This window comes from Hoeflea sp. CAU 1731 (assembly GCF_039888615.1).
Classification (GTDB): domain Bacteria; phylum Pseudomonadota; class Alphaproteobacteria; order Rhizobiales; family Rhizobiaceae; genus Flavimaribacter.
The window spans coordinates 60,932-82,563 of the sequence record NZ_JBDQQS010000022.1; the positions used below are offsets into that span (position 1 = coordinate 60,932).

Below are 21,632 nucleotides of genomic sequence, written 5' to 3' on the forward strand. Positions count from 1 at the left end.
ACTTACCCCCGCATCCGCTGCGCATTGGCGTCGAACAGCGGGACGGATTGCAGGCGGGCGGGGAGCCGCTCGCCCAGCAATTCGATTTCCCAGCCTTCGGAGACGTCCGCGACTTCCTTAGGCACGTACCCCATCGCCACGGATTTCCTTGAAGCGTGGGCGTATCCGCCGGAGGTCACCCAGCCGGCGACCTTGCCGTCGAGCCAGATCGGTTCGTCGCCGATGACATCGGCGTCGCGGGCGTCGACCACGAAGCTGCGCAGCCGCAATTTTCCGCCGTTTTCCTTTTCTGCGGCCGCCGCCCATTTGCCGATGAAATCAGCTTCCTTGGAGAGCGCCACAAAGCGGCTCAGACCACATTCGAGCGGGCCGTAGGCCGGACGGTATTCCCGCGCCCAGGTTCCGAAATTCTTTTCAAGCCTCAGCGCGTTCAACGCACGCGACCCGAAGAGGCGAATGCCGAACGCGCCGCCGGCTTCCATCAGAAGATCGAAGACGTATCGCTGATATTCCGCCTTCATCCAGATTTCATAACCGAGGTCGCCGGTAAACGAGACGCGGCCAACGATCGCCGGCGCCAAGCCGATGCTCAGATGGCGTGCAATGAAACCGCTGGCGAAACAGGCTTGAGAAGTACTGAAAGTTCCCGAAACCATTGCGCAATGCGATCTGGGCGATCGAATGGTTCGTGAACCGGAGATCCCTCAGATCACTGGCTGCCCTCTCCAACCGCTTCTCGCGGATGAAGCCGGCGATCGTCAGGTCGGCTGACGCAAAGATTTCGCTGAGCCGTCTGACGGAGACGCCGACGCTTTTCGCCACGCTCTCCCTGCCGAGTTCGAGATCGGCCAGATGCGCCATGATGTGGGTCTTGGCCCGCAACAGAATATGCTGTTCCGGCAGAGACAGTTCGTAGCGCGAACCACGCAATCCCGCCAGGGCGCCGGCGACCAGATCCAGAATGGATTCCTGCAAGTGAACGCGGGTGACGTCACACTGGTCGTTCATCAGCCTGGCCATGTGCAGCAGGTTGTCCGACACCATGCTGCCCAGCGGACTCTCGCCATCGACTTTGAGGCCTGTCAGAAGCTCCGCGTCCGGAAGGCGGCTCAGAAGCCTGTCCTTGGGAAATTGCAGAACCATCATGTTGAACCCGTCGGTCAGGTTCAGCGCGTAGGGCTCCGTGCTGTCATAGATGGCGAAATCGCGTGGTTGCAGCTCGGCGAAATTGCCATGCTGATCGACGGACGCCGTGCGTCTCAGCTGAAGACTGAGCAGAAAGTCGTTCTCGGTTGAACGCGAGATGTCGTAGCGGCGGCGCAGAACCCGGTGCCGCGTTCCGCCTACTCTCGAGAAGGCGATCACCGGATATCGGTTTATGTCGATCGATCCGTCGAACTGTCCCCCGCCATCATACTCACAGCCAAGCCGCACAAAGGAGTCGCAAACCGCTTCACGCCAAAAACTGAAGCGATCCGGCTCCCGTACCCCGTGTGTGTCATATCGGGCATGCTGAGACGCTTGCAGCATCGTTCGATTACCCCGTTGCCTGGCCCGCTAAGCCGCACGTATTTTCGCTGTCCGATCGGCTTCATCGAGGGCCTTTCAGGCGAGGATACGCAAGGTGGAGCCAAAAATCCACAACGCAACCCGGAATCGAACGCGAATGCGCCCGAATGCAAACGCAGGCGCTTTTTCGCTCTGATAGTTCTTCGAAAATCCTGGATCCCGTCCACCCGATTGAGAGTGTTGACCACGGACGGCGACAAGCCAGCAGGGAGAATAGTCCATGACGGAACTCTACAAGGTCGCCGCCGTACAGGCTGCGCCATCCTTTCTTGATCTCGCCTCCGGCGTCGAACGCGCCGTGACATTCATCGAGCAGGCCGCCAGCGAGGGCTGCAGGCTGGTGGTGTTTCCGGAAACGTGGCTGCCCGGGTATCCGAACTACATCTGGCTCGGCCCGGTCGCCTGGGGAATGCAGTTCGTGGGGCGGTATTTCGACAACTCCATGGTCGCCGGATCGGAGGAAGACAAAGCGATCGCCGAGGCTGCTCGCCGTAACAACATACAGGTTTCCATGGGGCTTTCAGAGCGTGACGGCGGCAGCCTCTATATCGCCCAATGGCTCTATGGCGAGACGGGCAGTGTCGTCAGTCGCCGGCGCAAACTGAAGCCGACCCATGTCGAACGGACAGTCTTCGGAGAGGGCGACGGCAGCGACCTCGCGGTCGTCGAGACGTCGATCGGCCGCGTGGGACAGCTTTCCTGCTGGGAACACCTTCAGCCCCTGTCGAAATATGCGATGTATGCGCAAAACGAGCAGATCCACTGCGCCGCATGGCCCAATCTGGCGCTGTATCGCGGAGGCGCCTATGCGCTGGGCGATGTCGTCAACAATGCTGCGAGCCTGATCTACGCCGTCGAGGGCGGATGTTACGTGGTGGCGGCGTGCGCCTTCGTGAGCAAGGAACAGCAGGACATTTTGTGCGAGGGCGATCCACAGAAAGAGGCCCTTTGCCCTGTCGGCGGCGGCTTCACGAAGATATTCGCGCCCGACGGCCAGTCGATCGGCAGCGCGTTGGCGGAAGACGAGGAAGGTCTCGTGACGGCGGAGATCGACCTCGGGATGATCGCCTTCGCCAAGGCGGCTGCCGACCCTGCCGGCCATTATGCGCGCCGAGACGTGACGCGACTGCTGCTTAACCGGAAACGCCAGCGTCCCGTGATGCATTTCGACGACGCGTCCGGGGTCATGGTCCTTGAAGACGGCGCGGCTTCAGACCCCGCCCTGGAGATTTCCGATGCGGCGGAGTGACTCCCCGGACACGGACCGGCGGTATCCATTGCGGATGCCGCCGGACTGGGATCCGCCGGTCCCGGCCTGGAGTTCGGTTTTTCCGCAGGGCGCGGGACAGGTCTCGATGTGCGTCATCGGATGTCAGCATGACGCGGGACAGGACGTTTCCGGTTTCGTCCAGGACCTGAGCGCCATTGCAGACGATGCGGATATTGCGGATTACGCCAGTTGCGAGGACCGCGATGGAAAGCGACAGACCGTCGGCGTTCTGTACTGGCTGGGCGAAGACGGTTGCGCCGACTGGCTGGAAAGCGCTGAATTCCGTAACTTCTGGGAAAAGCACACCGCCGACAGAACCGAATTCGGGGTTTTCCGGGAAGTCTTCAATATTCCCTTTCAACGTTCCGAAACGTTGTTCTCGGGACCTGAACATCACCATGGCATGAGTGAAGCCAGAATGGGAATTACCGGCCCCATAAAGACACACATGTACTGGGGCGGCATGCGCGACCGCATTCCCCACTCCGCAGACGACCCGCTGGAAGCCAGCGGCGCGATAACGGTCGTCGAAGAGCAAGCGAACCGCGTGCGCGTGCGCGCGCACGAAAACCTCTGCATCATCCGCTCAGGTCAGGACTGGAGCCTGACTACGGACGAGCAGCGTCGCGAGTATGTCGAGACGATGGAGCCGGTCCTGAAGGACGGCATGACCTTCCTTCGCGATTCCGGCGACGAGGTCGGCTGCTATTCCTGCCGCTATATGCGGGAGTTCGATGAAGACGGCAGCAAGACGGACAGGACCTTCGGCCTCGCCTATTTCCGCACGATTGGCGAACTTGAGGCATGGGCGGAACACCATTCGACCCACCTCGCAATATTCAACACCTTCCTGGAAATCGCGCCCCGGCACGGGCCGGATCTCCAGTTGCGGCTCTGGCACGAAGTCTCGGTCCTGCCGTCCGACCGCCAGTTCGGCGAGTACGTGAATTGCGCGCCGGGAACCGGCCTGCTGGGAGGCCTGCGCAGCGCTTGAATTTCCATGCGGATCAGGCCGCGCGCGGCAGCGCCGCAGTCCGGTCGTGATCCCAACTCGAGCAAAAACAGAGGGAAGACCATGAAGACACTTGCAATCAAACTGCTGGCGGGAGCCGCCCTTGCGGCGCTGTTCTCGTCGGGAACCGCCAACGCCGCCGAACCGGTCTGCGGAATGAACAACGGCGAGAAAGCCGCAGGAGAACCGATTCTTGTCGGCGGCATCAACGGCAATGCGCCTCCCGGTGACTTTTCCGGCGGAACAGACGGCGCGGCCGCCTATTTCAAATGCGTGAACGACAATGGCGGCGTCAATGGAAGGCCCGTCGAATACATCGTCGAAAACGACCAGTGGAACCCGGAGCTTGCAGCTCAGGTCGCCGCGAAACTGATCAAGGACGACGGCGTCGTGGCGCTGGTCGGCAACGGATCGGTCGTGTCGATGGCTGTCAACGCAAAGCTGTATGAAGAAGAAAACATCATGGCGATGGCTTCGGCCTGCGCCATTTCCGACTGCTACGAAAACGCCAACATCGTATCTTCCAACCAGGGCCCGCTTCCGTCGGGCATCGGCTCACTGAAATACGCGGTCGAGGAACTCGGGACGGAGCACGCCGCATGCATCGGCTTCAATATCCCCAACAATGGCGGGTGGGCCTGCGAATGGATGGGCAAATATATGGCGTCGAAGGGCAAGAAGTCGACAGCGTTTCTCATGGATCCGGCCGCCGTCGATCTCAACTCGGTCTACCTCCAAGCGCTCGCGGAAGGCGTGGACACGATCCTGCTCATGCTGCCGGCGGGCCCCGCCCTCGGGGTCTTGAAAGTCGCCGAGGAACAAGGAGGACGCGACCAGTTCAAGTGGGTTTCGCCGACTCCTCTCTATGACCCCAGCGTGCCGGCTGCACTGGGCGACTACTGGGACGGGCGCCTGTATGTCAACATCGAGTTGGCGCCGTTCGATTCCGAAGGAGAGGACAATCGCAACTGGGCCGCCGTCATGGACAAATACGGTCAGGACGATGATCGACGGGACACATTCTCCCAGTCGGGGTTTCTGTCCGCCAAATTCCTCACCGAGGCGCTGCTCGAGATGGATCCCGCCGATATCGATCGGGAGAAGGTGACTGAGGCCATCAAGTCGATTTCCGGCAAGACCTCGGACCTGCTCTGCGGCCCCTACTATGTCGGCGATTTCGATCGGCACATGCCGAACCACGCCGGTCGCATGGTCGTATTCAAGGGTGGAAAATTCGAGATCGTCCGCGAGTGCTACGATATCGACTCATCCTATCTCGACGATATTCGCGAACAGGAGGCGTCGCTCGGCCTGACCGAGTAACGCCGCTGCGGCTGCGCTGCACCAAGGCGCAGCCGATCTTTCCGCGCAATACAGCCGCAGGACGCTGTTCATGAACATTTACGGCATTTTCGCAGTCTCCGGACTGGCAGTGGGATCGCTCTACGCGCTCGGCGGCATCGGACTTGTCGTGTTGCGGCGGGCGACCGGATTTCTGAATTTCGCCTATGGGGCGATCGCAGCCGCCGCGGCGATGACGGCCTGGCAGATGCTTGAATGGGGTTTCTGGGGACCGATCGCCTGGCTATCGTCCATCCTGACCGGCGTCGTTCTGTCGGCCAGTTACGGTCGGGTGATCGCGCCGGGGCTGGCCTGGCGTGACCCGGCTGTCAAGGCGGTGGCGACGCTTGGCTACGCGCTGATCATTCTTGGTCTCATCAGCTTCCTGTGGGACGACGCAGCCCGCAAGCTGGTCCTGCCGACGGATTCTGTCGGCCTCACCCTCTTCAACGTGCGGATCACCGTCACCCGCCTCATCGCCTTCCTGTCGTGCATAGCGATCGTCGTTGCGACCGTGCTCTATCTCGATCGAACGCGTACGGGACTGCATATGCGGGCGCTGGCGGATCGACGCGATCACGCGGCCTTGATCGGCATTCCGATCAGCAGGGTCGAGACGACAGCCTGGTCGATTTCCGGAGGGATCGCCGGGTTCACCGGCCTGCTGTTCGGCGATCTCGTCCGGCTCGATCCGACCGTCATCACGTTCATGGTCATTCCCGCCATCGCGGCCGCGGTTTGCGGCAGGCTGGAATCGCTTTGGCTGACATTCCTGGGCGGCTTGGGCATCGGCGTCGTCGAGGCGATGCTGACCATGTTCAAACCAGTAGCGCCGCTTCGCTCGATGACTCCGTTCATCATCGCAGCGCTGGCGATCCTGTGGATGCAGCGCAAGCAGAAACTGACCTTCGCGACGGGAGCCTAGATTATGGCCAAGGCCTTTCAACTCCTGTTCAGCCGATACACTCTCGTGATCCTGGCCTGCGCGAGTGCATCGATGCTGGCGCTGCCGCTCGTTCTGGGCGCCATCTGGGTGAAGGTACTCACGTCAGTAACAATATTTGCGATCGCTGCCGCGGGGACGTCCCTGGTCTACGCACAATTGAGGCTGGTCAACCTGGCGCAGGTCGCGCTGGTCGGCGTGGGCGGCTGGATCATGCTGCGGCTCAATCACGGAACGGCGTTTCCGTTCGAGGTTTCGCTGCTCTTGAGCGGCGCTGGCGCCGGGCTGGTCGGCATGCTGCTCGCCATTCCGGCGATGCGCATGCGCGGTCTTTACCTGGCGCTCGTCACGCTGATGGCGGCAGGCGCTTTCCAGATCATCTTTACCGCGTTCCAGTTTCCGAACGGCGGCGACGGGTTCTGGGGCGTCGCCCTGCAATCTCCCGGCGAAATGCGGCGTCCGCTCCTAGCGCCCGGCGATGAAGCGTATCTGCGCTACACGATCGCCGTCGCGGCTATCTGCTTCATCATCGTGCATCTGCATCAGGAAACGAGATCCGGCCGCGCCTGGGCGATGATCCGCCAATCGGAGGCCAACGCCATGGCGGCGGGCGTCGACGTCACCGTATACAAGGTCCGGGCCTTCGTGCTGGCGGGGTTTCTCGCCGGAATAGCCGGCGGTCTGCTGGCTGGCGCACTGAAAATACTCGATTCGCGCTCGTTTGCGGCCGGCGAATCCGTGCTGCTGTTTGCTGTGTCGGTGGTCGGCGGCGTCTACGGCTGGCTTGGCGCAGTCATCGCCGGCCTCCTCTACCGGGGCGTTCCGGCGCTCTTCAACAATCTGGGTCAGGACGCAGACCTGTCGCTCATCATCTTCGGCGCGGCGTTGCTGCACGCGATCATCACGGCCGAACGCGGCCTGGCCGGCCAGATTGCCGATGCGTTCGACGGGCTGCGTCGCAAGCGGGAAGAAACGCAATGATCGGGATCGAGGCGCTGACGGTCAGTTTCGGCGGCGTTCGGGCGCTGGACGACCTGTCGCTGGAGATGAAGGACGATGTTGTCGGCATCATAGGTCCAAATGGCGCGGGAAAGACCACGTTGATCAATGTGCTTTCGGGCTTTGTCGAACCCGCCTCCGGCGCTGTAATTGCACACGATCATGATCTGCTGGCGATGAAACCGCATGCGCGGGCGCGCTGGGGCCTGGCGCGATCGTTCCAGAAAGCGCAGATCGTGCCGGACAGGACCGTCGAAGACCACATTCGCGTGGCGCTCGACTTTCAGCACCTGCCCGAGCGCGACAACGAACGGGTTCTGGGGCGCGTTCTGGAGTTCACCGGCCTGACCGAACACCGGCGGCGCATCGGCGCACGCCTCAATTCGGCTGAGCGGCGGCTGACGGAGATCGCGCGCTGCCTCGCATCGTCGCCGAAGATCGTTCTCCTGGACGAGCCCGGCGGCGGGCTGTCGCAAAACGAGACGAGCCTTCTGCAGTCGCTCATCGGAGCCATCAAACAGGAATTCGGAGCGATGGTTGTTTTGATCGACCACGACGTTGACCTGATCCGCGCGATCTGCTCGCACACCGCCGTTCTCGATTTCGGAAAACTCATCGCCTTTGGCGAGACCGAAGCGGTTTTTCGAAACGAGAAGGTCAAGGCCGCCTATCTCGGAGGATAAGTCATGAACGACGGCGCACCCGTTTTGAAGGTCGACAATCTTTGCGTGGAGAGCAATGGCAAAGCGGTTGTCGAACAGATGTCGCTCGACGTGAAGGCCGGCGAGATCGTCGCCCTTGTCGGGCCGAACGGCGCCGGAAAGAGCGAACTGGTCCTGGCGATCGCAGGCGTCCTGCCGAAATCGTCGGGCTCGGTCATGGTGGCGGGAAAGGAGGTGGCCGGGCTGAAGCCCGACCGAATCAGGCTCGCCGGTCTCGCCGCGGTTCCGGAGGGTCACCAGGTGCTACCGGGCCTGTCCGTCATCGACAATCTACGCGCCGCCGGCTCCATGCTCGACGACGCCGGCCTGCACACAAGCGTCAGGGAGGCCTGCGACCTGTTTCCTGAACTCGACAGGCTGCTCCCGAACAGGGCCGGACTGCTTTCCGGCGGGCAGCAGCAGATGGTCGCGCTGGCCCAGGCCCTCGTCGGCCGACCTAAGGTGCTGCTGATCGACGAAATGTCGCTGGGACTTGCGCCCGTCATCATCGAACGCCTGCTGGAAGCCGTGCCCAAGCTCGCCACGCGCGGCGTCGGCGTCCTGCTGATCGAACAATACACCCACCTCGCTCTGGAGTTGGCGGACAGGGCGATCGTCATGTATCGCGGACGCCTGAGATTCTCCGGCGCGGCCAGGGAACTGCGGGACAAGCCCGAGATATTGCGGTCGATCTATTTCGGCCAGTAGCTGTTTTGCGCGCCCTACGCCCGCATCCGCTGCGCATTGGCGTCGAACAGCGGGACGGATTGCAGGCGGGCGGGGAGCCGCTCGCCCAGCAATTCGATTTCCCAGCCTTCGGAGACGTCCGCGACTTCCTTCGGCACGTAACCCATAGCAACCGATTTTTCCGACGCGTGAGCGTAGCCACCGGAAGTCACCCAGCCGGCGACCTTGCCGTCAAGCCAGATCGGTTCGTCGCCGATGACATCGGCGTCGCGGGCGTCGACCACGAAGCTGCGCAGCCGCAATTTTCCGCCGTTTTCCTTTTCGGCTGCCGCAGCCCATTTGCCGATGAAATCGGCTTCCTTGGAGAGCGCCACAAAGCGGCTCAGACCGCATTCGAGCGCGCCGTAGACCGGACGATATTCCCGCGCCCAGGTTCCGAAATTCTTTTCAAGCCTCAGCGCGTTCAACGCGCGCGACCCGAAGAGGCGAATGCCGAACGCGCCGCCGGCTTCCATCAGAAGATCGAAGACGTATCGCTGATATTCCGCCTTCATCCAGATTTCATAACCGAGGTCGCCGGTAAACGAGACGCGGCCAACGATCGCCGGAGCCAAGCCGATGTCCAGTTGACGGACATCCATGAATTTGAATGCCTCAGGGGAGACATCCTCGTCCGTCACCAGCTCAAGAACCTTGCGCGCATCCGGACCGGCGATCGACAGCCCCGCGAGTTCGAGACCGTAGGGCGCGATCCAGACGGACCCGCCACCCGGCAGGTGCTGTTCGAACCAGCGCATGTGATAGTCCTGTGCAACGCCGGAGCCTGCGATGAAGAATTCGTTGTCACCGAGATTGGCGAGCGTGAAATCGCCGATAATCTTGCCGTCATGCTTGAGCATCGGGGCAAGCGTCATGCGGCCGGGCGCCGGTATGCGGCAGGCCAGCATTCGGTCGAGCCAGGAGACCGCGCCAGCTCCGGACACGCGATATTTTGCGAAGGAGGAGGTTTCGCTCAGGCCCACGCTTTCGCGCACCGCCCGCGCTTCCGCGCCGACGCAATCGAAATCCGTCGACCGGCGCCACGAGAAGGTATCAACCTCGCCTGCCTGTGCAAACCAGAGCGGGACCTCCAGACCGAACGCGGCGCCGAAACGGGCGCCGGCTGCTTCCAGGCGGTCGTAGATCGGCGTTGTGCGCAGGGGCCGGCCCGCCGGCAGTTCCTCGTTCGGAAAGCGGATCGAGAAACGCCGCGCATAGTTTTCCTGCACCTTGGCGTTGGTGTAGGCGAGCGTCGCATAGTCGCCGTAGCGGCTGACATCCATGGAAAAGACGTCGAAGCCTGGATCGCCATTGATCATCCAGTTGGCGAGCGCGAGGCCTACGCCTCCGCCCTGGCTGAAGCCGGCCATGACGCCGCAGGCCGACCAGAGCCCCCTCACCCCGCCGATCGGGCCGACCAGCGGATTGCCGTCGGGCGCGAAGGTGAAGGGACCGTTGATGATCTGCTTGATGCCGGCGTTGTTGAAGGCCGGGAAATGCCGGAAGCCGACCTCCAGCGACGGCGCGATGCGGTCAAGATCCGGAGCCAGAAGCTCATGGCCGAAATCCCAGGGCGTCACCTTCGGCGACCAGGGGCGGCAGTCCTTCTCGTAGGTGCCCATGAGCATGCCCTTGCGTTCCTGGCGCAGGTATATCTCGCCGTCGAAATCGACAACGTGCAGCATCTCCTTGCCGGCCGTCTCGTTGAATTCGACGACCTCCGGCATGTCTTCCGTGATGAGATACATATGCTCCATGGCGAGAACCGGCAGTTCAAGGCCGGTCATGCGTCCCACTTCGCGGGCCCAGAGACCCGCGGCGTTGACAACATGTTGCGTGATTATCTCGCCCTTGTCGGTGATCACGCGCCATGCGCCGTCCGGATTCTGCACGAGATCTTTCACCATGGTATGGAGTTCGATCTCGGCGCCGTTCTTCTTCGCCGATTTCGCGTAGGCCTGGGTCGCGCCATAGGGGTCGAGATGGCCTTCGACCTCGTCGTAAAGAGCGCCGACGAACTGGTCCGGATCCAGCAACGGCATCAGTTCATGGGCTTCGCGGGGTGAAATGATCTCCGCTTCCAGCCCCATGTACCGGCCTTTCGCCCGCACCGATTTCAGCCACTCGAACCGGTCTTGCGTGGCGGCGAGCATGACGCCTTCCGTCATGTGCAGCCCGATGTCCTGGCCGGAATATTCCTCGATCTCGCGGTACAGATCGACGGTGTATTTCTGCAGCCTGGAGACGTTCGGGTCGCTGTTGATGGTATGCATGCCGCCGGCCGCGTGCCACGTCGAACCGCTGGTGAGCTCCGAGCGTTCAAGCAGGACGACATCCGTCCAGCCGAATTTGGTCAGGTGATAGAGGATCGAACATCCGACCACGCCGCCTCCGATAACGACTGCCTGCGCATGACTCTTCATTGGTGGCTCCCAGCTCGCAATCCAGACGCTCCACCCTATGAGCTGGCGCGGGGAACGGAATATGCCAGCCGACATAAAAATCGCCAAAACCGACAAATTTGTCGCTTTTATATTTTTTTTTGCTTGCAATGGAGGCGGCGACGATTTCAGATGTAACGAATTTCAGCATCAAACTTATTTCGATTTAACAATGCAAGACAACACGCCAACCAGAATGGGCTTCCTGCTGATCGAGCGTTTTTCGATCCTGAGCGTCGTCGCCTGTTTCGAGCCGCTCCGCAGCGCCAACCGGCTTCTCGGATACGACGCCTACGGATGGACGTTCGTATCGCTGGAAGGGGGTCCTGTGACATCGTCCAGCGGCCTGGTTCTGGAAACCGAACCACTCGATGCAGCGGCGCGCGATCTCAACTATCTTTTCATCTGCGCCGGCCTCGACATTGGCCCGCCCGACAGGAAACGAATGAACGCCGCCCTGCATCGCGCCAACCGCAGCGGCGTGCGCATGGGCGCGGTTTCGGCGGGCACGTTCCTTCTGGCCGAAGCCGGCCTGATCAAGGACCGCCGATGTACAGTGCATTGGGAGTTTCTGCCGACCTTCCGCGAAAGCTGGCCGGAAGTCGACGTTGAGGAAAATCTCTACGTGATCGACCGGGAACTCTACACCAGTTCCGGCGGCATGGCCGGCGCGGACCTCGTGCTGGAACTGATCTATCGCGACCACGGCGAAGCGACTGCCCAGGCCGTCGCCAACCAGTACAATCTCGACCGCATGCGCAGCGGCGGCGAAAACCAGCCCGACGGCTCCATGGCCCGGATTTCGACCTATCCCGGCCTCTTGCAGAATGTCATACGGCTGATGCTCGCCAATATCGAAGCGCCGCTTTCGATCGCCGAAATCTGCCAAAGAAACCGCTGCCAGCAACGGCAGCTCGAACGGTTGTTCCTGCGCTGGGTCGGCGACACACCGCGCCGCTTCTACATGAAACTGCGCCTGGAAAAGGCCATGGGCCTGCTCCGGCACTCCAACCTGCAGATCACCGAAATCGCCCAGATGACTGGCTTCACCGCCAATTCGCGATTTTCCATGGCCTTCAAGAGGGAATACGGACGCACGCCGTCATCTGTGCGGGCATAGCAGGCGCTACAGCGCAAACAGTTCCGCATAGCCGAGCGTCGCGTTGGCGTGCTCGCGCATCATGGCTTCGGCGCGCTGGCCGTCGCCGCTTTTTATGGCGTCGAACACGATCATGTGCTGTGTGTGCCCGACAGTCAGGCGCAGGAGTTCGCGTTCAATGTTCTTGCGGTTGAAGGCGACGCTGCCGATCTTCAGCATGGGCAGAGATTCCAGCTTCGCCAGCGTGAACGGAAGATAATCATTGCCGCATGAATGCATGATCGTTTCGTGGAACAGCGTGTTGGCCTTCTGATAGGCTTCGATGCGATCCTCATATGGGATATCCGACGCAATGATCCGCTCTGAAGTGGCGACGGATCGCGAAAGCTTCCGCTCTACGTCCTCGCACAAGCCCTTTTGGGCGAGAAGTTTGGCCGCCAGCCCTTCAAGCACGCCGCGCACCTCGTAGGCCTTCGACACATCCTCCAGTTCGATCTGAACCACGGTGTAACCGCGGCCGTCGCGCTTGCGGATGAAGCCTTCGACCTCCAGCGTCTTGAGCGCCAGCCTCACCGGCGTCCGCGACATGTCCAGCAGCGCCGCAATCCCGACTTCGGTCACCTTTTCGCCAGGCACTATGGAACCGTCGACGATCATGCGGCGCAGGATCGCCAGCGCGCGCTGGTCCGATGTCGGCGTATCCAGATTGCCGGAAGCGCTGTCCGTCGCTTCACGCCTGACAGCAGCGCTGCCATCTTGGTTCATGATTGGATGTCTCCTCCAATTTCAACTAACTTTGTATCCATAATTTAACAGAATCAAGGATTTTTGCTCGACATTTTCTGATATTATGTAAAATTCGAATTTCGCCTTGAAAGATTGCAATTATTATGGATACATAATTTTTGCATTTATCAGATGCTCAAAGTTGCCGGGCGTTTCGCCCGTAGGGAGGAAATCATGAACAGACGCAATTTCGTTGCGGCGGCTGCAAAAACCGTCGCCGCAGCAGGCATGGCGGCGCTTCTCGCCGGAACCGCTCTGGCGGCCGACACGATCAAGCTGGGCGCCGTTGCGCCGAAGACCGGACCACTTGCCGGCGGATCGACTGTCACCCACTGGCCGAGCATCCAGCTCTGGGTCAAGCAGACCAACGACAAGGGCGGACTGACGCTGAAGGACGGCCAGAAGAAGATCGAATTGATCGAATATGACGACAAGACAGATCCGGGCGAACACATCAAGGCAGTGCAGCGCGCAATCACACAGGATGAGGTCGACTTCCTGATCGCGCCCTACGGCACGGGCTTCAACGTCGCGGTTGCGCCGATCTACGCGAAATACGGCTATCCCCAGATTGCAGTGACCTCCATTTCGGACCTTGTCGGCGAACTCACCGAGCGCTATCCGGGTCTTTTCTTCACGCTCGGCGACACCACGTCTTTCGTCAACGGCGTCAAGGACATCCTCGTCAAGATGCGCGACGAAGGCACGATCGGCAACAAGATCGCCATGGTCAACGTCGCGGACGCCTTTGGCATAGAACTGGCCGACGTCGCCCGTCCGATCTTCACGGAAGCCGGTTTCGACATCGTCTACGACAAATCCTATCCGCTTGGCACGCCGGACCTCTCTCCAGTCGTCAAGGGCGCAAAGGCAGCCAATCCGGACGCCTTCGTCGCCTGGTCCTACCCGCCTGACACGTTCGCGATCACCGAACAGGCGGCGATCGAGGATCTCGACGTCAAGGCCTTCTACACCGCAGTCGCCACCGCCTTCCCCGCCTATGGCGGAAAATTCGGATCGAAGATCAACGGCGTTCTCGGAGCCGGCGGCGTCAATCCCGACACGCCGGCAATCGCGGAGTACCGCAAGGCCCACAAGGAAATCACGGGCCAGGAAGCCGATTACTGGGCTTCTGCTAACACCTACGCCAGCATGCAGATACTCGGCCAGGCGATCGAGGCCGTCGGCAGCACCGACAGGGAAGCCGTCACCCAGTATCTGAAGGAGAACGAGTTCGACACGATCATGGGACCGATCGTCTTCGACGAGCAGATCTCCAACCGGTTCTGGACCGTCGGACAGTGGCAGGACGGCGTCTTCCGCGGCGTCGCCTCGTCCAACATCGATGGCGCCGTGCCGGTGATCGCAAAACCCGGCTGGGAATAAACCGTTGTCGCAGGCCGCGCCCGGACACCTGTCCGGGCGCGTCACTTGTCACAGCAAATAGAACATTAGGTTTCGGGCTTCGCGATGGACATTATCATTTCCGGGTTGCTGCTCGGAGGCACCTATGCGCTTATGGCCATGGGGCTCAACCTGCAATACGGCGTCGCCCGGATCATGAACCTCGCCAATGGCGAGATGCTCGTGCTGGGCGCTCTGGCCGCCTTCACTTTCTATGTCAGCATACAGCTCAGCCCGCTTCTTACGATGTTTATCGTCGCGCCCGCAGCCTTTCTTCTCAACTGGCTGATCTATCGCTTTCTCCTGCGCCCGCTCGTACGCCGCGCCAAAAACCAGGGCCAACTCGAAGTCGATTCGATCCTCGCGACATTCGGCATGAGTTTCGCGCTTGTGGGCATCATGGTGAGCATACAGGGCGGCTATTTCACCTATTCCTTTCTCGCAGACCCCTTCTCGATCCTCGGAACGACTGTTGCCCTCAACCGGCTGATCGCCTTCATCATGGCCGTCATTATCGGGCTCGCGCTCTATCTGTGGCTTCATCGCTCCCGTCCCGGCATGGCGGTCCGGGCGGTCGCTGTCAGCAGCGACGCCTCGAAACTCGTCGGCATTAACGTTGTGCGCGTTTCGGCGCTGGCCTTTGCGCTTGGCGGCGCTATCACCGCTGTCGGTGGAACGCTGATCTCCACATTTATTACGCTGGACGCCTCGATCGGGGTCATCTTCACCATGAAGGCCCTGATCATCGTGATCATGGGCGGCGTCGGCGACATTCGCGGCGCGATCATTGCAGCGGCGATCCTCGGACTCGTGGAAACGGCCGTGGCGTCGCTGATCGATCCTGGGCTGACGCTCGCAGCCGCCTATCTGATCTTCCTGCTGGTTCTCCTGTTCCGCCCGCAAGGACTGTTTGGAAGGCGCGCGACATGAACGGCAAAGAGGTACAGAGCCTGACGGCGATAATCGTCTGCATCATTGCGGCGGCCTGCTTTCCGCTGATCGCAGACGGATACTGGATGAGCATCGGCGTCACGGCGATGATGTATATGGCGCTGGCGACAAGCTGGGCGCTGTTTTCCGGGCCGACCCATTATATTTCTCTGGCGACCGCAGCGTTCTTCGGGATCGGCGGCTATCTGGTCGGCACTGGAATGAGCGACTACGACCTTTCGTTCTGGCTGATGATGGCGATTTCCGCAGTCGTTGCGACCTTGCTCGCCGCACTGATCGGCCTTGCAACGCTGCGGCTTTCCGGCGTCTATTTCGTTATCTTCACGCTGGGCCTGGCGGAAATGATCCGCAACCTGGTGTCATGGATTCAAAACAATTTTCTGGGTTCGCGCGGCCTTTATGTGCTGACGGATTTTACCGACGCCGACATCTACTGGATGCTCCTGACGGTGGCGGCCGCGGTGTATCTCCTGGGCTGGCTGATCAACCGTTCACGCCTCGGCTTTGCGCTGCGCATCATCGGCAATGACGAAATTGTGGCCCGACATGTCGGCATCAACACCGCCTGGTCGAAGGTGTTGCTCTTCATGACGACCGGCTTCTTCGCGGCGATTGTCGGGGCAATCATCGCACCGCGTTATTCCTACATCGAACCCAATCTGGTGTTCAAACCGGAACTCAGCTTCCTCGTCGTGATCATGGCGCTGCTCGGCGGAACGCATCGCCTGTGGGGGCCGATCGTCGGCGTCATCCCCTTCACGCTGCTTTGGGAGGCAATCAGCATTTCATTTCCCAACTACACGACGCTGCTTCTAGGGCTCGCGTTCCTGTTGATTGTGTATTTCATTCCGCGCGGTCTCATAGGGCTGATCGAGGATCTGGTCGAGAGGTCGCGCGCATGACGACCGGCTCCACCCTTCTCACCGTAAGGAACGTCACCAAGCGCTTCGGCGGTCTTGTCGCCGTCAACGACATGACCTTCGACGTGAAGGAGCACGAGGTGATGGGCATCATCGGCCCGAACGGCTCTGGCAAGACGACGATGATGAACCTGATCTCCGGCGCGCTGCCGGTCACCAGCGGCGCAATCGACATGCGCGGTCATCTGCTGTCTCAGGCGCCGGCCCACGAGATAGCGCGGCTTGGCGTCGCCCGCACGTTTCAGCTTGTGCGGGTGCTGCCGGGCCTGAGCGTCATCGAGAACGTGATGGCCGGCGCTGTTTTCGGTCATCGCCGTCGTTGGGGCGACGAAGCGCGGTTCTTCGCCGAAGCCCTGCTGGAGCGCATCGGCCTCGGCGCGCATCGCCACCAGCCGGTGTCGTCTCTCACTTACATCGACCAGAAGCGGCTGGAAATCGCACGCGCGCTCGCCGGCGAGCCCGCAGTTCTGCTGCTCGACGAATGGCTGGCCGGCCTCAACCCGACCGAGTTGCAGATCGGCATGGACCTGGTCGCCAGCCTGCGCGAGGAAGGCCGCACCGTGATCCTGGTGGAACACGTCATGGACGCAATCCGGTCTTTGTGCGACCGATGCGTGGTGATGAATTCCGGCAACAAGATCGCCGAGGGCGCGCCCGGCGAAGTGCTTTCCGACGCCGAAGTCATCCGCGCCTATCTGGGAGACGAGTGATGCTTGACGTCTGCAATATTTCAGTCTCCTACGGCATGCACAGGGCTCTCTCCGAGGTTTCGATCGCGGTTGAGCAGAAAGAAATCGTCGTCATCCTCGGCGCCAATGGCGCGGGCAAGAGCACGCTTTTGAAATCCATCGCCGGCATGTGCGAGGGTTCGGTGGCCGGGCGCATCGCGCTTGAGGGCGAGGACATTACGACCCTGGAGCCGCATGACATCGTGGACCGGGGCGTGGCCTTCGTACCAGAGGGGGGCGGGATCTTCGGAGACCTGTCTGTCGCGGAAAACCTGTTGCTCGGCGCCTATTCGCAGCGTGCGCGCGAGCGGCAGGACGCTAATCTTTCCTGGGTCTATTCGCTGTTTCCGAAACTGACGGAACGCCGCAACCAGGTGGCGCGGACCATGTCCGGCGGCGAACAGCAGATGGTTGCGATCGGCCGGGCGATGATGGCCGATCCCAAGGTCCTGATGCTCGACGAACCGTCGCTCGGGCTTTCGCCGCTGCTTTGCAAGGAACTGTTTCAGAGCCTCGCGCATATCAGCGACGCCGGAATGGGGGTGCTGCTTGTAGAGCAGAACGCCAAGCAGAGCCTGGCGATCGCCGATCGGGGCTACCTGATCGAGAATGGCGAAATAACGGGAAGCGGCGACGCCTCTTCGCTGCTGAACGACCCCGCCGTTCAGGCCGCCTATCTCGGCGCCGGAAGCGCAAAGCCGCCGAGCGGCAGGCAGACGAGCGCGCCGGCTGCGCCCGCTGCTTCCGAGAAACATTTTATTCGGCCGGGCGGCGCGACACGCAACCCGACCAGCACGGACGCGCTGGCGGGCGAATCCATTACCAGCATGATCTCGAGGGCCGCCGTATCGGCGCAGGGACGCTACACAGCCGCTAAACCGGCATCAGGAACCTCGACAGGTCGATCGCCTGCGGCGTCGCTTCCAGCGACGATCGCCCCGGGTGCAAGCGCGCAGCGCGACCCCGAGGTCGCCCGCATCATTGCTGAGATCGAACAGGCCGCGCGGGCGGCCAGGTCCGGTGGAGCAAGCGCCGCCGACAGGAATTCACACACAACGGAGGATGACCACAATGGCTCGTAATTTCGAAGGAATATACGCCGGCGGCGGATGGGTTGGGACCAGTTCGAAGTTCAAGGTCATGAACCCCGCCGACGGATCGGTTTGGGCAGAGGCGCCCGACGCCAGTATCAGCGATGTGAGGCGCGCTATCCAGACGGCGCAGGACGCCTTCGAGGGTTGGGCCGCCCTGCCCCATACCGAGCGCGCCCTTTACATGCTCAAACTCGCCGACGAGTTTGAGAAACGAACGGACGATCTGGTCAAGGCGCTTCAGGGCGAAGGCGGCGGATGGTTCGGCAAGGGCATGTTCGAAGCCCATTACGTGGTCGAGGTCTTCCGCGCCGCGGCGGCGATGAACTATCAGGCGATCGGCGAGATCCTTCCATCCGAACACAACAAGGTGTCGATGGTGGTTCGGCGACCGATGGGCGTTGTCTCGGTGATCTCGCCCTGGAATTTTCCGGCGATCCTCTCATCGCGCAGCTTCGCCATTCCGCTTGCCGCCGGCAACACAATTGTCCTGAAGCCTTCGGAAGAGACGCCCTATAGCGGCGGCCTGATCTTCGCCGAAGTGTGCGAGGCCGCCGGATTGCCGGCCGGCGTCTTGAACGTCGTCACGTGTTCCCGCGACAACATCCAGGCTGTCGGCGACGAGCTGATCGAGAACCCGCTGATCAAGGGTATTTCCTTTACCGGCTCGACTGCGGTCGGCCGCATGGTCGCCGCCAAGGCCGGCGCTCATCTGAAGAAGGTCTGCGTCGAACTGGGAGGCAAGGATTCACTGATCGTCTGTGATGATACGGATCTGGAAAAAGCAGCCCAACTCGCCAATTTCGGCAGCTTCATGCATCAGGGTCAGATCTGCATGAGCGTGGAAAAGGTATTGGTGCAGGAAACGGTCTACGATGCGTTCCTCAAGCTCTTCGTCGAGCGCGCCGCCAAGCTCAAGATCGGCAATCCTCTCGACGACAACGCAAATGTCATCGGCCCGCTGATCAACGACAAGCAGGCGAGCCAGGTGCGCGAACAGCTCGAGGACGCTGTCGCCCGCGGCGCCAAGGTGGAACTTGGCGGCGGAATCAACGGTCGTTTCGTCGAACCGACGATCCTGACCGGCGTAACGCCGGACATGCTGATCTACCAGAGGGAGACCTTCGGCCCCGTTGTTCCTGTCATTCCGTTCAAGACGGATGACGAAGCGGTGGCGATCGCCAACGACACCGAGTACGGACTGTCGTCCGGCGTGCTGACAGCCAATGAAAGCCGAGGTCTCGCCATCGCCTCGGCGCTGGAAACCGGCATGTGCCACATCAACTGCACCTCGGTGAACGACGAGCCCCACATTCCCTTCGGAGGCGCCAAGTCGTCAGGCGTCGGCCGGCATGGCGGCCGCTGGTCGAATGAAACCTTCACCGAAACACGCTGGATCACACTGGATCGCGGACAGCGTCCCATACCGCCGGTGTTCTGAGGAGATACGAGATGAACACCTTCATAACCCTTGTCATTCTCGCGCTGATCGTGGTCGCGATCGCCGTGGTTCTGATCGCCTATTTCTATCATCGCTCCACACGCGAGGTCAGCCTGATCAGGACCGGCGTTGGCGGACGGCGCGTCGTCATGGACGGCGGCGTTATCGCCATTCCGTATTTTCAGGATATCGGCCGAGTCAACATGCAGACCTTGCGGCTCGATGTGCAACGCAATGGAAACCAGGCGCTGATCACAAGAGACCGGATGCGCGTGGACATCTCGGCGGAATTCTACGTCTCGGTGGAGCCGGAGGAAGAGGCCATCGCCAGAGCGTCGCAAACGCTGGGCAGCCGCACCTTCGACGCCGACCGGCTGAAGGGTCTGATCGAAGGCAAGCTTGTCGACACGCTGAGATCCGAAGCCGCCAAGCGGACGATGGACGAACTGCATGAAAACCGTTCGGAATTCGCCGCTGCCGTGCAAGAGGCGCTGAAAGATGCGCTTGCCCGCAACGGACTGTCGCTGGACAGCGTGTCCCTGTCAGCGCTCGACCAGACCCCCTTCGCGTCGCTGGACGAAAACAACGCCTTCAACGCCGTCGGCATGCGCAGGCTCGCCGAAGTGATCGCGACGTCCAAAAAGGAACGCGCCGACATCGATACGGACGCGGACGTCGCCGTGCACCGGGCGGCGATGGAATCAAGCAAGCGCAAACTGCAGATCGACCTGGAGCGGCAGGCGGCCGAAATCGAGCAGTCAAGGGAACTGGAGAGCCTGAGGGCCAGCCAGATCGCAGAGATCGCCGCCAGAAAGGCCGAGAGCGAGCGGGCGGTCAGCGAAGCCCGCATTCGAATGGAGCAGGAAATCCGCAAGGCCGACATCGCCCGCGAACAGGCCATCAAAGAGGCTGAACAGGACCGCGCCATCGCCAATGCAAAAAAGACGCAGGACGAAAGCAAGGCGATCGCGGCAGCCGATCTTGCGAGGGCGGAAGCCGTGGAGGCGGCTGAAGCCATCGCAACTGCGAAAGCGCTGGCTGAAGCGCAACGGGCGAGCGACGTCGCCATGGTCGCGGCGCGTCGGGACCAGCAGGTCTCGCGGGAAGAACTGGTCTCTCGCGCGAAAGCCGAAGCCGAAGCGTCAATCGAGCAGGCAAAGGCAGCGAAGCTGCGCATAGCGACGATGAAAGAGGAAATGGCCGCCAGAGCCGAGGGCAACAGGGCGCTCAACGAGGCGGAAAACCTGCTGACCGCGGAAATCGCCGAATTGCGGACCAATATCGCGCGCCTGGAAGCACTGCCGGGAATTGTGGAACAGCTGGTCAAGCCCGCCGAGAAAATCGAATCGATCAAGGTTCATCACGTGACCGGCGGTTACGGCTACGGCAGGATCAGGGACGAGAACGACAAATCACCGGTCAATGCGACAATCGACTCGATACTCGATATGGCCGCACAGCTTCCGTCATTGCGAAAGGTCAGCCGGATCCTGGACGAGGACATTGAAAGTCCGACTCCGGCCAGCAAGCCGAAGCGGGATGAGCAGCAGGAATAGCGATTGAATCAGTAACGCGTCGAGACTGGCGTATTGTTGTTTGCGTGCCGCCACCGGGCCGCAGTGTCGGTAGCTGCAACGGACGCATAGCGATGACGGCCGCCGACTGTCTCCATGTCTTCACGCGCCAGACGAAGGCTTTCACGCAGCATCGTCGCAACAATCATGCAACCTGCAAATGATACCAGACTGATCGCCAGGATTATAAAAACCATGTCGTTCTCTTGACCGGGTACGCCCTGACCCTTCCCCACTAATTAAGGCATAATCATATCGACGCCGCTTCTCATGTCCATAAAAAAATAGTTAATGCTTTGCTAATGATTAACAATCACGTCGCCTAGTTTCCTGATTTACTAAAAAATAGACACATAAACCTATAATTTTGCGACTATATTTGCATTTTCCCTCTCCAGTGAACAACCAGTTTTTGCGTGATATCGCGAAAGGCATGATGCTTGAACTTGGTTCGATAATCGCCTACGGCACAGCATGATATTAACACAGTGGAGAGTCCTTCGGTGTCACAAGCGAAATCCGTCGAAGTGGGCAAGGTCATATTTTCGAATGACATGCCTTTCGTACTGATTGCCGGGCCGTGTCAGATCGAAAGTCGCGACCATTCGATGAAGATGGCGGAAGCCGTCGTCCGGA

Annotated in this window: 19 protein-coding genes and 2 pseudogenes; 16 read left to right on the forward strand and 5 right to left on the reverse strand. The window is 60.9% G+C overall.

What is annotated here, in order from left to right; translation table 11 throughout:
- Positions 1–2: 2 nt before the first annotated feature.
- A pseudogene (locus AAFN47_RS24950) lies at positions 3–632 on the reverse strand (glycine cleavage T C-terminal barrel domain-containing protein); the annotation flags it as partial.
- Complete coding sequence (locus AAFN47_RS24955; protein ID WP_499811987.1) at positions 529–1,530, reverse strand: AraC-like ligand-binding domain-containing protein; 1,002 nt, start codon at positions 1,528–1,530, stop codon at positions 529–531. The pseudogene AAFN47_RS24950 and the gene AAFN47_RS24955, both read right to left, overlap by 104 nt.
- Before the next feature lie 259 nt (positions 1,531–1,789).
- On the opposite strand from AAFN47_RS24955, the gene AAFN47_RS24960 reads away from it, so the two are divergent.
- The 7 genes from AAFN47_RS24960 to AAFN47_RS24990 all read left to right on the forward strand — a co-directional run bounded on the left by AAFN47_RS24960 (position 1,790) and on the right by AAFN47_RS24990 (position 8,543).
- On the forward strand, positions 1,790–2,818 hold the full coding sequence (locus tag AAFN47_RS24960) for a carbon-nitrogen hydrolase family protein (RefSeq protein ID WP_499811988.1): 1,029 nt from the start codon (positions 1,790–1,792) through the stop codon (positions 2,816–2,818).
- A complete protein-coding gene (locus AAFN47_RS24965) occupies positions 2,805–3,833 on the forward strand; it encodes a phenylacetaldoxime dehydratase family protein (protein ID WP_499811989.1) in 1,029 nt (342 codons plus the stop codon). The genes AAFN47_RS24960 and AAFN47_RS24965 overlap by 14 nt, the downstream gene beginning before the upstream one ends.
- Before the next feature lie 81 nt (positions 3,834–3,914).
- Entirely contained in the window at positions 3,915–5,174 is a 1,260-nt protein-coding gene (locus AAFN47_RS24970; protein WP_499811990.1) for an ABC transporter substrate-binding protein, read from the forward strand.
- A gap of 70 nt (positions 5,175–5,244) precedes the next feature.
- On the forward strand, positions 5,245–6,117 hold the full coding sequence (locus AAFN47_RS24975; RefSeq protein ID WP_499811991.1) for a branched-chain amino acid ABC transporter permease: 873 nt from the start codon (positions 5,245–5,247) through the stop codon (positions 6,115–6,117).
- Positions 6,118–6,120: 3 nt separating this feature from the next.
- Positions 6,121–7,116, forward strand: coding sequence for a branched-chain amino acid ABC transporter permease (locus AAFN47_RS24980; protein ID WP_499811992.1), 996 nt, complete (start codon positions 6,121–6,123; stop codon positions 7,114–7,116).
- Entirely contained in the window at positions 7,113–7,817 is a 705-nt protein-coding gene (locus tag AAFN47_RS24985) for an ABC transporter ATP-binding protein (protein ID WP_499811993.1), read from the forward strand. The genes AAFN47_RS24980 and AAFN47_RS24985 overlap by 4 nt, the downstream gene beginning before the upstream one ends.
- Positions 7,818–7,820: 3 nt before the next feature.
- Complete coding sequence (locus AAFN47_RS24990) at positions 7,821–8,543, forward strand: ABC transporter ATP-binding protein (RefSeq protein ID WP_499811994.1); 723 nt, start codon at positions 7,821–7,823, stop codon at positions 8,541–8,543.
- Between the two features lie 14 nt (positions 8,544–8,557).
- Here AAFN47_RS24990 and AAFN47_RS24995 read toward each other — a convergent pair whose 3' ends face one another.
- Positions 8,558–10,984, reverse strand: coding sequence for a GcvT family protein (locus AAFN47_RS24995; RefSeq protein ID WP_499811995.1), 2,427 nt, complete (start codon positions 10,982–10,984; stop codon positions 8,558–8,560).
- A gap of 190 nt (positions 10,985–11,174) precedes the next feature.
- On the opposite strand from AAFN47_RS24995, the gene AAFN47_RS25000 reads away from it, so the two are divergent.
- The gene (locus tag AAFN47_RS25000; RefSeq protein WP_499811996.1) at positions 11,175–12,122 is read left to right on the forward strand and encodes a GlxA family transcriptional regulator; all 948 of its coding nucleotides are present in this window, start codon (positions 11,175–11,177) and stop codon (positions 12,120–12,122) included.
- Between the two features lie 6 nt (positions 12,123–12,128).
- Here AAFN47_RS25000 and AAFN47_RS25005 read toward each other — a convergent pair whose 3' ends face one another.
- The gene (locus tag AAFN47_RS25005) at positions 12,129–12,866 is read right to left on the reverse strand and encodes a GntR family transcriptional regulator (RefSeq protein WP_499811997.1); all 738 of its coding nucleotides are present in this window, start codon (positions 12,864–12,866) and stop codon (positions 12,129–12,131) included.
- 195 nt (positions 12,867–13,061) lie between these two features.
- Here AAFN47_RS25005 and AAFN47_RS25010 point away from each other — a divergent pair, with 195 nt between their 5' ends.
- From AAFN47_RS25010 to AAFN47_RS25040, 7 genes are all read left to right on the forward strand, one after another.
- Positions 13,062–14,273: an amino acid ABC transporter substrate-binding protein gene (locus tag AAFN47_RS25010; RefSeq protein WP_499811998.1), complete on the forward strand. Its 1,212-nt coding sequence runs from the start codon at positions 13,062–13,064 to the stop codon at positions 14,271–14,273.
- 84 nt (positions 14,274–14,357) lie between these two features.
- On the forward strand, positions 14,358–15,221 hold the full coding sequence (locus tag AAFN47_RS25015) for a branched-chain amino acid ABC transporter permease (RefSeq protein ID WP_499811999.1): 864 nt from the start codon (positions 14,358–14,360) through the stop codon (positions 15,219–15,221).
- Positions 15,218–16,144 (forward strand): branched-chain amino acid ABC transporter permease, encoded by a 927-nt coding sequence (locus tag AAFN47_RS25020; RefSeq protein WP_499812000.1) that lies wholly within the window; start codon positions 15,218–15,220, stop codon positions 16,142–16,144. Before AAFN47_RS25015 ends, AAFN47_RS25020 begins: the two co-directional genes overlap by 4 nt.
- Complete coding sequence (locus AAFN47_RS25025) at positions 16,141–16,872, forward strand: ABC transporter ATP-binding protein (RefSeq protein WP_499812001.1); 732 nt, start codon at positions 16,141–16,143, stop codon at positions 16,870–16,872. Before AAFN47_RS25020 ends, AAFN47_RS25025 begins: the two co-directional genes overlap by 4 nt.
- Positions 16,872–17,972, forward strand: a complete 1,101-nt coding sequence (locus AAFN47_RS25030) for an ABC transporter ATP-binding protein (RefSeq protein ID WP_499812002.1) — start codon at positions 16,872–16,874, stop codon at positions 17,970–17,972. The genes AAFN47_RS25025 and AAFN47_RS25030 overlap by 1 nt, the downstream gene beginning before the upstream one ends.
- Positions 17,962–19,422: an aldehyde dehydrogenase family protein gene (locus AAFN47_RS25035; protein ID WP_499812003.1), complete on the forward strand. Its 1,461-nt coding sequence runs from the start codon at positions 17,962–17,964 to the stop codon at positions 19,420–19,422. Before AAFN47_RS25030 ends, AAFN47_RS25035 begins: the two co-directional genes overlap by 11 nt.
- 11 nt (positions 19,423–19,433) lie before the next feature.
- Positions 19,434–20,978, forward strand: a complete 1,545-nt coding sequence (locus tag AAFN47_RS25040; RefSeq protein ID WP_499812004.1) for a flotillin family protein — start codon at positions 19,434–19,436, stop codon at positions 20,976–20,978.
- Between the two features lie 8 nt (positions 20,979–20,986).
- Here the strand turns inward: AAFN47_RS25040 and AAFN47_RS25045 are convergent, their stop codons facing one another.
- The gene (locus AAFN47_RS25045) at positions 20,987–21,193 is read right to left on the reverse strand and encodes a hypothetical protein (RefSeq protein ID WP_499812005.1); all 207 of its coding nucleotides are present in this window, start codon (positions 21,191–21,193) and stop codon (positions 20,987–20,989) included.
- A 306-nt stretch (positions 21,194–21,499) separates the two neighbouring features.
- Here AAFN47_RS25045 and AAFN47_RS25050 point away from each other — a divergent pair.
- Positions 21,500–21,632, forward strand: a pseudogene (locus AAFN47_RS25050) (3-deoxy-8-phosphooctulonate synthase); the annotation flags it as partial.

Excerpts from the sequence above, each read along its gene's own strand:
- AAFN47_RS24955 (WP_499811987.1), bottom strand. The coding sequence starts at position 1,530 with ATGCTGCAAGCGTCTCAGCATGCCCGATATGACACACACGGGGTACGG.
- AAFN47_RS24960 (WP_499811988.1), top strand. The coding sequence starts at position 1,790 with ATGACGGAACTCTACAAGGTCGCCGCCGTACAGGCTGCGCCATCCTTT.
- AAFN47_RS24965 (WP_499811989.1), top strand. The coding sequence starts at position 2,805 with ATGCGGCGGAGTGACTCCCCGGACACGGACCGGCGGTATCCATTGCGG.
- AAFN47_RS24970 (WP_499811990.1), top strand. The coding sequence starts at position 3,915 with ATGAAGACACTTGCAATCAAACTGCTGGCGGGAGCCGCCCTTGCGGCG.
- AAFN47_RS24975 (WP_499811991.1), top strand. The coding sequence starts at position 5,245 with ATGAACATTTACGGCATTTTCGCAGTCTCCGGACTGGCAGTGGGATCG.
- AAFN47_RS24980 (WP_499811992.1), top strand. The coding sequence starts at position 6,121 with ATGGCCAAGGCCTTTCAACTCCTGTTCAGCCGATACACTCTCGTGATC.
- AAFN47_RS24985 (WP_499811993.1), top strand. The coding sequence starts at position 7,113 with ATGATCGGGATCGAGGCGCTGACGGTCAGTTTCGGCGGCGTTCGGGCG.
- AAFN47_RS24990 (WP_499811994.1), top strand. The coding sequence starts at position 7,821 with ATGAACGACGGCGCACCCGTTTTGAAGGTCGACAATCTTTGCGTGGAG.
- AAFN47_RS24995 (WP_499811995.1), bottom strand. The coding sequence starts at position 10,984 with ATGAAGAGTCATGCGCAGGCAGTCGTTATCGGAGGCGGCGTGGTCGGA.
- AAFN47_RS25000 (WP_499811996.1), top strand. The coding sequence starts at position 11,175 with ATGCAAGACAACACGCCAACCAGAATGGGCTTCCTGCTGATCGAGCGT.
- AAFN47_RS25005 (WP_499811997.1), bottom strand. The coding sequence starts at position 12,866 with ATGAACCAAGATGGCAGCGCTGCTGTCAGGCGTGAAGCGACGGACAGC.
- AAFN47_RS25010 (WP_499811998.1), top strand. The coding sequence starts at position 13,062 with ATGAACAGACGCAATTTCGTTGCGGCGGCTGCAAAAACCGTCGCCGCA.
- AAFN47_RS25015 (WP_499811999.1), top strand. The coding sequence starts at position 14,358 with ATGGACATTATCATTTCCGGGTTGCTGCTCGGAGGCACCTATGCGCTT.
- AAFN47_RS25020 (WP_499812000.1), top strand. The coding sequence starts at position 15,218 with ATGAACGGCAAAGAGGTACAGAGCCTGACGGCGATAATCGTCTGCATC.
- AAFN47_RS25025 (WP_499812001.1), top strand. The coding sequence starts at position 16,141 with ATGACGACCGGCTCCACCCTTCTCACCGTAAGGAACGTCACCAAGCGC.
- AAFN47_RS25030 (WP_499812002.1), top strand. The coding sequence starts at position 16,872 with ATGCTTGACGTCTGCAATATTTCAGTCTCCTACGGCATGCACAGGGCT.
- AAFN47_RS25035 (WP_499812003.1), top strand. The coding sequence starts at position 17,962 with ATGGCTCGTAATTTCGAAGGAATATACGCCGGCGGCGGATGGGTTGGG.
- AAFN47_RS25040 (WP_499812004.1), top strand. The coding sequence starts at position 19,434 with ATGAACACCTTCATAACCCTTGTCATTCTCGCGCTGATCGTGGTCGCG.
- AAFN47_RS25045 (WP_499812005.1), bottom strand. The coding sequence starts at position 21,193 with ATGGTTTTTATAATCCTGGCGATCAGTCTGGTATCATTTGCAGGTTGC.